The sequence below is a fragment of the Pseudomonas tremae genome (assembly GCF_001401155.1).
Classification (GTDB): Bacteria; Pseudomonadota; Gammaproteobacteria; order Pseudomonadales; family Pseudomonadaceae; genus Aquipseudomonas; species Aquipseudomonas tremae.
The window spans coordinates 1-11,225 of the sequence record NZ_LJRO01000138.1 but is presented as its reverse complement, the minus strand read 5'-3'; the positions used below and the strand labels follow the sequence as shown (position 1 = coordinate 11,225).

The 11,225-nt window shown below is 59.3% G+C and carries 9 protein-coding genes; 7 read left to right on the top strand and 2 right to left on the bottom strand.

Features of this window, described 5'->3' with window-relative positions; translation table 11 throughout:
- Positions 1–102: 102 nt before the first annotated feature.
- Positions 103–1,596, bottom strand: a complete 1,494-nt coding sequence (locus ALO43_RS09760) for a CoA-acylating methylmalonate-semialdehyde dehydrogenase (protein WP_054997436.1) — start codon at positions 1,594–1,596, stop codon at positions 103–105.
- Positions 1,597–1,680: 84 nt separating this feature from the next.
- The gene (gene aptA / locus ALO43_RS09755; protein WP_054997435.1) at positions 1,681–3,027 is read right to left on the bottom strand and encodes an omega-aminotransferase AptA; all 1,347 of its coding nucleotides are present in this window, start codon (positions 3,025–3,027) and stop codon (positions 1,681–1,683) included.
- Between the two features lie 111 nt (positions 3,028–3,138).
- Between aptA and ALO43_RS09750 the strand changes: the two genes are divergently transcribed.
- The 7 genes from ALO43_RS09750 (at position 3,139) to ALO43_RS09720 (ending at position 11,174) form a co-directional block, all read left to right on the top strand.
- Complete coding sequence (locus tag ALO43_RS09750; RefSeq protein WP_024671595.1) at positions 3,139–4,059, top strand: LysR family transcriptional regulator; 921 nt, start codon at positions 3,139–3,141, stop codon at positions 4,057–4,059.
- A gap of 186 nt (positions 4,060–4,245) precedes the next feature.
- Positions 4,246–5,661, top strand: a complete 1,416-nt coding sequence (locus tag ALO43_RS09745; protein ID WP_053480424.1) for a uracil-xanthine permease family protein — start codon at positions 4,246–4,248, stop codon at positions 5,659–5,661.
- 96 nt (positions 5,662–5,757) lie between these two features.
- Positions 5,758–6,420 carry a TetR/AcrR family transcriptional regulator gene (locus tag ALO43_RS09740; RefSeq protein WP_005887343.1) on the top strand — a complete coding sequence of 221 codons (663 nt, stop codon included), beginning with the start codon at positions 5,758–5,760 and terminating at the stop codon, positions 6,418–6,420.
- A 33-nt stretch (positions 6,421–6,453) separates the two neighbouring features.
- Positions 6,454–7,047, top strand: coding sequence for an IMPACT family protein (locus tag ALO43_RS09735; RefSeq protein ID WP_005887342.1), 594 nt, complete (start codon positions 6,454–6,456; stop codon positions 7,045–7,047).
- A 535-nt stretch (positions 7,048–7,582) separates the two neighbouring features.
- Positions 7,583–9,136, top strand: coding sequence for an ABC transporter ATP-binding protein (locus ALO43_RS09730; protein ID WP_053932347.1), 1,554 nt, complete (start codon positions 7,583–7,585; stop codon positions 9,134–9,136).
- A gap of 11 nt (positions 9,137–9,147) precedes the next feature.
- Positions 9,148–10,248, top strand: coding sequence for an ABC transporter permease (locus tag ALO43_RS09725; protein WP_024691691.1), 1,101 nt, complete (start codon positions 9,148–9,150; stop codon positions 10,246–10,248).
- Positions 10,248–11,174: an ABC transporter permease gene (locus tag ALO43_RS09720; protein WP_005887336.1), complete on the top strand. Its 927-nt coding sequence runs from the start codon at positions 10,248–10,250 to the stop codon at positions 11,172–11,174. The genes ALO43_RS09725 and ALO43_RS09720 overlap by 1 nt, the downstream gene beginning before the upstream one ends.
- Positions 11,175–11,225 lie beyond the last annotated feature (51 nt).

Here is an 11,225-nt window from a genome sequence, read left to right as displayed (position 1 = left end):
ACAGAGGGCGTCAACCGTTATTTTCAAAAACCTGCAATCCGCTCGGTGAACCCCAGTAAACGCGGGAGATCATTGTAAAGAACGATCTCCCTTCCTGAAAATTTACAGACTGGGGAACGCAAACTGCGACGCTTCATGGCTGGCACGTTGCGGCCAGCGCTGGGTAATCGCCTTGCGCCGCGTATAGAAGCGCACACCGTCCGGCCCATAAGCATGCAGGTCGCCAAACAGAGAACGCTTCCAGCCACCGAAGCTGTGATAGGCAACCGGCACGGGCAGCGGCACATTGACCCCGACCATCCCTACTTCAATCTCATCACAGAATAGCCGCGCCGCTTCGCCATCGCGGGTGAAGATACATGTGCCGTTACCGTACTCGTGATCATTGATGAGTTGCATGGCGTGCTCAAGACTATCCACGCGCACGATGCAGAGCACCGGCCCGAAGATCTCTTCTTTATAGATACGCATTTGCGGCGTTACGCGGTCAAACAGACAGCCGCCCATGAAAAAGCCCTGCTCATGCCCGGCAATCTGCAGGTCCCGGCCGTCCACAACCAGCGTTGCGCCCGATTGCACGCCGTCTTCTATATAGCCGCTGACCTTTTCGCGATGCTGCCCGGTAACCAGCGGCCCCATGTCCAGGCCACAGGCAGTACCGGCACCGATCTTCAGGCTCTGAATTTGCGGAACGAGCCTGGCCACCAGCGCATCGGCAATCTGATCGCCCACGCAGACTGCTACAGAGATCGCCATGCATCGTTCACCACAGGATCCGTAGGCCGCGCCCATCAGGGCACTGACTGCGTTGTCCAGGTCCGCGTCCGGCATCAGCACGGCGTGATTCTTGGCCCCGCCCAACGCCTGAACCCGCTTGCCCCGTGCAGCGCCCTCCTTATAGATGTACTCGGCAATCGGCGTAGAGCCGACAAAGCTCAGTGCCTTGACCTCTGGCGCCTCGATCAGTGCATCGACGGCCACCTTGTCGCCATGCACCACATTCAGCACACCCTTCGGCAACCCGGCTTCATGCAGTAATTCGGCAATCAACAACGTGGAGCTCGGATCACGTTCGGACGGCTTCAGGATGAAGCAGTTGCCGCACGCGATCGCCAACGGGTACATCCACAACGGCACCATGGCCGGAAAGTTGAACGGAGTGATACCCGCAACAATGCCCAGCGGCTGGAAGTCGGACCATGCATCGATGTTCGGCCCCACGTTGCGACTGTACTCACCCTTTAATATTTCCGGCGCTGCGCAGGCGTACTCCACGTTTTCGATCCCGCGCTTGAGCTCGCCAGCCGCATCCTCCAGCGTTTTGCCGTGCTCTTCACTGATCAACCGGGCAATGCGTGTTTCGTTCTGCTCCAGCAGTTGTTTGAAACGGAACATTACCTGGGCACGTTTGGCAGGCGGCGTGTTGCGCCAGGCCGGGAACGCAGATTTGGCGGAGTCGATGGCATGCTGAACGGTTTCACGGCTGGCAAGCGCCACCTGGCGGATAACCTGCCCGGTCGACGGATTGAACACATCTGCCACGCGACCGTTGCCGGACACGAACTCGCCATGAATCAAGTGCTGAATGTTGCTCATGAAAACTCCAGAAAACGGCGTCAGGCGCGAATCTATTCACCCCTGACAGGAAAAAGTACCTGTGCGAGAAGATTGCCAGCGTGATCAATCAAGCTGGTTCAATACCTCGCCCACGGCGTCGAACATGCGATCGAGGTCTTGCGCCTTACTATTGAAGGTCGGGCCGAACTGCAGAGTGTCGCCGCCGAAGCGCACATAGAAACCTGCTTTCCACAACTTCATGCCAGCCTCGAAAGGCCGCACGATTGCATCCCCGTCGCGGGGTGCAATCTGGATAGCCCCTGCCAGCCCGTAATTACGAATATCGACGACATTCTTCGCGCCCTTGATACCGTGCAACGCGCTTTCAAAATGCGGCGCAATGTCTGCAACATGCTGCACCAGGTGTTCACGCTGCAACAGCTCCAACGCAGCCAACCCCGCCGCGCATGCCACCGGATGTGCCGAATAGGTGTAACCATGCGGAAACTCGACGGCATAGTCCGGCGTGGGCTGATTCATGAAGGTCTGATAGATCTCGCTGCTGGCTATAACAGCGCCCATCGGAATGGCGCCATTGGTGATCTGCTTGGCGATGCACATCAGGTCCGGAGTCACGCCGAAACTGTCGGCGCCGAACATCGAGCCAGTACGACCGAAGCCGGTAATGACTTCGTCGAAGATCAGCAGGATGTTGTGCTGATCGCAAATTTCGCGCAAACGCTTGAGGTAGCCTTGTGGCGGAACAATCACACCCGCCGAACCTGACATCGGCTCCACGATCACCGCCGCAATATTCGATGCATCGTGCAGTTCGATCAGTTTGAGCATCTCGTCGGCCAGCGCGATACCGCCGGCCTCGGGCATACCCCTGGAGAAAGCATTGCTGGCCAGCAAGGTGTGCGGCAGGTGATCGACGTCCATCAACTGACCGAACATTTTGCGATTGCCATTGACGCCGCCCAGGCTGGTGCCGGCTACATTCACGCCATGATAACCACGCGCGCGGCCGATCATTTTGGTCTTGCTGGCCTGGCCTTTCAGCCGCCAGTAGGCGCGCACCATCTTCACCGCTGTGTCCGCACATTCGGAGCCAGAGTTGGTATAGAAGACGTGATTGAGATTGCCCGGCGTCAACTCGGTGATCTTTTCCGCCAGCTCGAATGACAGGGGGTGCCCGAACTGAAAGCCGGGTGAGTAATCCAGGATGCCCAGTTGCCGCGACACAGCGTCTTGAATTTCCTTGCGAGTATGCCCCGCGCCGCAGGTCCAGAGACCGGAAAGGCCATCGTAGATCTTGCGCCCCTTGTCGTCTGTCAGATAACTGCCGTGCGCGGCGACGATCATGCGTGGGTCGCTGTGGAAATTACGATTCGCGGTGTAAGGCATCCAGTGAGCATCGAGCTTCAGCTGGCTGGTGACTGGCACTTCTGACGATTCAAACATATTCATGGAGCGAGCCTCGCAGGCACGTAGACGAACAGTGATTGCAGCCAAGGTGCCACGGGACTAAAGTTGGTGAAACATGATTTTCACGATCTTTAGTTAGGCATTTACTAAACAATGAGCCTTCGCCGTTCCGATCCGTTGGCGCAAGTCAGTGATTTTGATATCCGCTTGCTGCGCCTCTTCAAGAGTGTGGTCGAAGCAGGCGGCTTTTCGGCTGCCGAAAGTGCGCTGGGTATTGGCCGGTCCGCCATCAGCCAACAGATGAGCGACCTGGAGCAGCGCCTCGGCCTGCGTTTGTGTCAGCGAGGGCGGGCCGGCTTTTCGCTTACCGATGAAGGCCGCGAGGTCTACCAGTCATCGCTGCAGTTGCTCAGCGCACTGGAAAGCTTCAGGACCGAAGTCAACGGTCTGCATCAAAATTTGCGCGGTGAGTTGAACATCGGCCTGACCGACAACCTGGTCACCCTCCCCCACATGCGCATCACCCATGCACTGGCCAGGCTCAAGGAGCGCGGCCCCGGCGTGCATATCAATATCCGCATGGTTGCCCCCGCCGAAGTGGAACAGGGCGTTCTGGACGGCGGCCTGCATGTGGGTGTCGTTCCCCAGGCCAGCGCGTTGCCGGGGCTGGAGTATCACGCGCTGTACAGCGAGCGCTCACTGCTTTACTGCGCAGTCGGTCACCCGCTTTTTTACGCCGACAATTCGACGCTGGATGACGATCGCCTTGCACAGCAGGAAGCGATTACTCCTACCTTCCGCCTGCCCCACGACATTCAGGATCATTACAAGGCGCTCACCTGCACGGCCAGCGCCTCCGACCGTGAGGGCATTGCGTTTCTTCTTCTGACCGGGCGCTACATCGGTTACCTGCCGGATCATTACGCCAACGCCTGGGTACAGGAAGGCAGGCTGCGTGCGTTGAAACCTGACTCGAAGTTTTATGACCTCAACCTTGTCACGGTAACGCGCAAGGGCCGACGCCCTCATTTGGTGCTGGAAAGCTTTCTGGAAGCACTGGCTGCTACCCGATGACACATTTCTGCCAGACACCGGATTGATTCGTCTGAATCGCGGGCACCCGTAAAAACGCTATCAGGCTGATATATCTGGCAATACACCGACTTTCGCAACAATAACCTGAGTGGGTGGACAGCTTTTTGCAACATCAGGAAAAAGTGACACGCCAGCCAGTGGCATTTCCCATTCCGAGACCTCGCCATGCAGCCTGACACTCCTGAACGCGTTGAAGATTGTGACAATAACGACCTGATCTACGGCCTGAACGACCGACCAAAACCGCTGACCGCCCTATTGGCAGCGCTTCAGCATGTACTCGCCAGCTTCGTCGGCATCATCACACCGCCGTTGATTATCGGCTCGACACTGGGACTGACCGAATACCTGCCCTATCTGATCAGCATGGCCTTGATGGTGTCAGGCACTGGCACGTTCATTCAGGCACGTCGCCCGTTTGGTATCGGGGCCGGAATGATCTGTCTGCAAGGCACCAGTTTCGCTTTTCTGGGGGCCGTGCTTTCAGCAGGCTTTCTGGTCAAGCAGCGCGGTGGCAGCCCGGAGGACATCATGGCGATGATCTTCGGCGTGTGCTTTTTCGGCGCGTTGGTACAGATAATCCTGAGCCGTTGTATCGGCCAGCTACGCCGCGTGATCACGCCACTGGTGACCGGCATCGTGATCACGCTGATTGGCGTCAGCCTGATAAAAGTCGGTGTGACCGATCTGGGTGGCGGCTTCAACGCACCGGATTTCGGTGCACCGCTGAATCTGGCGCTGGGTGTATTCGTACTGGCGGTGATCATCCTGCTCAACCGTTCGAATACCCCTTGGGTGCGCTTGTCGGCGATCATCATCGGCCTGGCCATTGGCAGCCTTGCCGCCTGGTTCAGCGGCAAGCTGGTGCTGCAGCCTATTCATGACCTGCCGTTGATCAGCGTACCGTTGCCGTTCCGATTCGGTTTCAGCTTCGACTGGAGCGCTTTCCTGCCTATCGCGCTGATTTATCTGATCAGCAGCATCGAAACAGTCGGCGACCTCACCGCCAATTGCATGCTGGCACGACAACCGATCAGCGGCCCGGGTTACCTGGCGCGCCTCAAGGGCGGAGTGCTGGGCGATGGGGTGAGCTGCATGATTGCCGCTACGTTCAGCGCGTTCCCCAATACCACGTTCGCGCAGAACAACGGCGTGATCCAGTTGACCGGCGTCGCCAGCCGCTATGTCGGTTTGTACATCGGCGCGGTGCTTTTCATCCTTGGGCTGTTTCCGCACATTGGCGCCGTCGTCCAGCAGATCCCCAAGCCGGTATTGGGTGGCGCGACGCTGGTGATGTTCGGCAGCGTTGCGGCGGCAGGCGTGAGGATTCTGGCTCAGTCGCCACTGGACCGGCGCAGCATGCTGATCATTGCGACCTCGTTTGGCGTTGGTCTTGGCATCGCGGCGCAACCTTCGCTGCTGCATCAAATGCCGCAGTTGATTCAGAACCTGTTCGATTCGGCGATCACCAGTGGCGGCATCACTGCGATTGTCATGTGCTTGCTGATTCCAGAGGGTAAAGTCGCCGCAGTCCAATCCGACAAGGTGCCGGAACCCAAGCACCTCGAGCAGCCACTTTAACTTTCGACAATTGCACTTGCACCGGCGCTTGCGGGATAGCCGCCGGTGAGTTATCTGTTCACTCGTAGTGCCCCCATGACCTGTCCGGAATTGCTTATGACCCTCGAAGTCCCAGCACACAGCGCTCACGTCTCCAAGCCTGCCAGCCGAATTCGTCAGAAGAACGAGGACGCGATCATCCAGGCGGCCGAAGATGAATTTGCCCGTCATGGCTTCAAGGGCACCAGCATGAATGCCATCGCGCTGAAAGCCGGACTGCCAAAAGCCAATCTGCATTACTACTTCACGAACAAGCTCGGCCTTTATGTCGCGGTACTGAGCAACATCATCGAACTATGGGACAGCACCTTCAACAACCTCAGCGTCGACGACGACCCCGCCGAAGCACTGGCCGGCTACATTCGCGCCAAGATGGAGTTCTCACGTCGTCAGCCCCAGGCCTCTCGCATCTTCGCGATGGAAATCATCAGCGGCGGTGAATGTATGACTGAATACTTCAATCAGGACTATCGCCTGTGGTTTCAGGGCCGGGCAGCGGTTTTTCAAGCCTGGATAGACGCGCAAAAGATGGACCCGGTCGACCCGGTCCACCTGATATTTCTCGTGTGGGGCAGCACCCAACATTACGCCGACTTCGCGACCCAGATCTGCCGCGTGACCGGCCGCAGCCGTTTGACACGCCAGGACATGACGCAAGCCAGCGATAATCTGATCCGGATCATCCTCAAAGGTTGCGGGCTGACACCGCCGGCCTTGTAGAATCCGCACCTTGCCGCCAGCAAGGACACCCGCATGCCTTATACCCTCCTCGGCCCTTGCGAGTTTCGTGAAGAAATCCGCAAGAGCCGCTTCATCACCCTCGCAGCGCCCATCGACAACCCTGCCGATGCCCAGGCGTTCATCGAGCAGCACAGCGACCTGAACGCGACCCACAATTGCTGGGCCTGGAAACTGGGCGCTCAGTACCGCAGCAATGACGACGGCGAGCCGGGCGGTACGGCAGGAAGACCGATTCTTGCAGCCATCGAGGCACAGGAATTCGATCAGGTGGTGGTGCTAGTGATTCGCTGGTACGGCGGCATCCAGCTGGGCACCGGGGGCCTGGCTCGTGCTTACGGCGGCGGCGCCAACAAGTGCTTGCAGCAGGCCGAGCGCCTGCCGCTGGTTCAGCGTTCATCGTTTGCTCTGGAATGCAGCTTCAGTGAACTCGCGCTAGTCAAACTACGCCTCGCGGAGCTGAACGGCCTCGTGACCCATGAGGTTTTCACCGCCAACGGCGTGCAGATGGCAATTGCTGTCGGCCCGGAGCATCTCGACGTTTTGCAACAACAACTGGCTGATCTGAGCCGCGGCAGAATTCTCCTGCAGCCGTCTGTGGACAACTGAATGCTCACATCCGCCTGGTTCTCGTAATTGCCCACATCTACTGTGCATCCGACTGTGGATAAGCTGAGCACAGTCCATCGCACGCCTTGTGGGCCGGGCGCTTCAGGCGAATGATCATTTTTTGAACAATTTACGTTCTCGCGCCTGAAAACAGCGAAAAAACAGCCGCTTAGCGCGCCTTAGCACCTTTGGGCGCTAGTCAGCGCAGCGTTATGCTGCGCCAGGCAGGTTGCGCACAGGAACTGTGGAGTAACCTGTGGATAACAGGTGCAAGATCTGCGCAATGGTTCATCGCACCGCCTCCAACGCTTGCTGTACATTTTCTGCTCAACTCAATGAGCCAAATTCGGACTTCGCTAACGCAGGTACGCCCCGATCTGGTGCCTGAACAGTCTGGTAAGTGCCAGCCAAAGTCGATAATTCATGGCTGACGCTCCTATTTGCCCCTATTCAGAGCGGCGCGTTTGAATCCTGACCCCTTGGCCAGGATTTTGCTTTATCCACAGGCGACCCTCTTTTTTGCCCAGAGCCCTTCATGTCAAACCATGCGATACCTGCGCGTCTGCAACTGCGCCACATCACTAAACGGTATCCCGGCTGCCTGGCCAACGATGCTATCGACCTGACCATTCAGCCCGGCGAGATTCACGCCTTGCTGGGTGAAAACGGCGCGGGCAAAAGCACGCTGATGAAGATCATTTATGGCGTCACTCAACCGGATGCAGGGTCGATCATCTGGCAAGGCAACGCGCAGGTCATGCGCAACCCGGCCCAGGCCAGAAGCCTGGGGATCGGCATGGTGTTCCAGCATTTCTCGCTGTTCGAGACCTTGAGCGTTGCGCAGAACATTGCGCTGGCGATGGGTGCTGCCGCCGGCACGCCAAAACAACTGGAACCGCGCATTCGTGAGGTCTCGCAACGCTATGGCATGGCCTTGGAACCGCAGCGTCTGGTTCACAGCCTGTCGATTGGTGAACGGCAAAAAGTCGAGATCATTCGCTGCCTGATGCAGGACATTCGCCTGTTGATTCTCGACGAACCTACCTCGGTGCTCACACCTCAGGAAGCCGAAGAGCTATTCGTCACCCTCAGACGCCTGGCCGAGGAAGGTTGCAGTATTTTGTTCATCAGTCACAAACTGGGCGAAGTCAGGGCGCTCTGCCACAGCGCAACGGTGCTGCGCAACGGCAGGGTCTCCGGGCACTGCGTCCCGGCTGAACGTTCGGACCTGGCATTGGCAAGGATGATGGTCGGTGATGCCGAGGGCTTGACCGCGCAGTACCAGAAGGTCAGCGGCGGCACTGCGTTTCTGCGGGTCGGCGGATTGTCATGGCACAACCCTGATCCTTTCGGTTGCTCATTGAAGAATCTCAGCCTGGACGTGCGCAGCGGCGAAATCGTCGGTATCGCGGGTGTGGCAGGCAACGGTCAGGATGAATTGCTCGCGCTGTTGAGCGGCGAGCAGACGCTGCCTCACCCGCAGGCGGCAACCCTGCGCTTCGAAGACACGCCGGTCGGCCATTTGCGCCCTGATGCGCGACGCAAGCGCGGCCTGGCATTTGTGCCTGCCGAACGGCTGGGACATGGCGCAGTGCCGGAGTTGAGTCTGGCCGATAACGCCCTGCTGACTGCCTTCCAGCAAGGCTTGGTAAGCAAGGGCCTTATTCAGCGCGGCAAGGTTCGCGCACTGGCCGATGACATCATTCGCCGCTTCGCGGTCAAGACGCCCGATGCTCAGGCTGCCGCGCGCAGCCTGTCGGGCGGCAATCTGCAGAAATTCATTCTCGGCCGGGAAATCCTGCAAAGCCCGAAACTGCTGATTGCCGCACACCCGACCTGGGGCGTGGATGTCGGCGCAGCAGCAGCCATTCACCGGGCGCTGATTGCCTTGCGTGATGCCGGCGCTGCGATTCTGGTGATTTCCGAAGACCTCGACGAACTGTTCCAGATCAGCGACCGACTTGCCGCTCTGAGCGGCGGTCAGCTTTCCGACCTGATCCCGACGCAACAAACCAGCGCCGTGCAGATCGGTGGATGGATGGCGGGACAGTTCGAACATTCTCAACCCCGGGCCCACACGCCTGGTTAACGGAGCAAAACATGCTGCTTTCTCTGGAACCGCGCGGTCAGGAATCACGCGCCATGCTGTGGTGCTCTCCGCTGCTCGCAGCCGTCCTGACACTGGTCTGTGGTTCGCTGTTGTTCATCGGCCTGGGGCTCGACCCCTTGGTGACGCTGCACACCCTGCTGATCGCACCGGTCAGCGATCTGTATGGCCTGTCGGAACTGATGGTCAAGACGCTGCCGATTCTGCTTTGCGCGCTGGGGCTGGCAGTCGCCTACCAGGCCCGTATCTGGAACATCGGCGCTGAAGGCCAGTTGCTGCTCGGCGCGCTGGCGGGCAGTGCGGTAGCAGTGAACATCATCGAGATGGAAAGTCGCTGGGCGTTGGTGATGGTACTCCTGGCGGGAACCCTGGCAGGCGCGGCCTGGGCGGGCGTAACGGCGTGGCTGCGCACTCACTTCAATGCCAACGAAATCCTGACCAGCATCATGCTCAACTACATTGCGCTGAACTTGCTGCTGTACTTCGTACACGGGCCGCTCAAGGACCCGGCAGGCATGAACTTCCCGGAGTCCGCGACCTTCGGCGACGCCAGCCGGTTGCCGCTGCTGATGGACGAGGGTCGTGCGCACATCGGCGTGTATTTCGCCCTGCTGGCGCTGGTCGCGGTCTGGGTCCTGCTGCAGCGCAGCTTTGTCGGCTTTCAGATCAAAGTGCTGGGGCTGGATAAACGCGCAGCCGGGTTCGTCGGCTTTCGCGAGAAGCAACTGGTCTGGCTGGCGCTGTTGATCAGCGGTGGGCTGGCCGGGCTGGCGGGTGTTTCGGAGGTCACCGGCCCCATCGGCCAACTGGTGCCGCAGGTTTCCCCGGGGTATGGCTACGCCGCAATTACCGTGGCCTTTCTTGGCCGACTCAACCCCATCGGCATTCTGTTCTCCAGCCTGCTTATCGCCCTGCTCTACCTGGGCGGAGAAAACGCGCAGATGACCTTGAACCTGCCCCTCGCAATCACTCAGTTGTTTCAAGGGATGATGCTGTTCTTCCTGCTCGCCTGCGACGTGCTGATTCTTTACCGCCCCCGCTTGAAGCAACGCCGGGCCAAGCGCCAGATGACACCTGTCACAGGAGCCGCATGATGGATATCGACCTGCTGAGCAACATTTTCTACGCCATGGTCCGTTGCGGTACACCGTTGTTGCTGGTTGCGCTGGGCGAACTGATTTGCGAGAAAAGCGGCGTCATCAACCTGGGCCAAGAAGGCATGATGCTGTTCGGCGCGGTGACCGGTTTCATCGTCGCGCTGAGCACTGGCAATCTGTGGCTGGGCGTGTTGCTGGCAATGCTGGCGGGCATGCTGCTGTCCGCCTTGTTTGCCGTGGTCGCGCTGGTATTCAACGCCAATCAGGTGGCGACCGGGCTGGCGCTGACCATTTTTGGTGTCGGCCTTTCAAGCTTCGTCGGCGCGGCCTGGGTCGGCAAACCACTAAGTGGCTTCGAGCCGGTCGCGATTCCCTTCCTGAGCGATATCCCGCTGATCGGCCGCATGCTGTTTGCCCAGGATTTGCTCGTCTACCTGTCTTTTGCGCTGTTTGCGCTGGTGGCATGGGCGCTGCTGAAAAGCCGCGTCGGGCTGATCATCCAGGCGGTCGGCGAAAACCCGGACGCCGCCAGCGCAATGGGGCTGCCGGTGTTGCGGGTGCGCACCTTGGCGGTCCTGTTCGGCGGCGCAATGGCTGGTCTGGCAGGGGCTTACCTGTCGCTGGCGTACACGCCAATGTGGGCAGAAAACATGAGTGCCGGACGTGGCTGGATCGCCTTGGCCCTGGTGGTTTTCGCCAGCTGGCGTGTCTGGCGCCTGCTGCTTGGCGCCTACCTGTTCGGCCTCGCCAGCATCCTGCACCTGGTGGCGCAAGGCATCGGTCTGGCCATACCGTCCAACCTTCTGGCGATGCTGCCTTACGTGGCAACCATCGTCGTCCTGGTCCTGCTCTCCCGCGATGCGCTGCGCACCCGGCTCTATGCGCCGGTGTCACTGGGGCAGCCGTGGCGAGCGGGGCATTGATGGGGTTCAACTGCAAGCTTTGACTACCGTGCGACGCTCCGCGTCCGATCC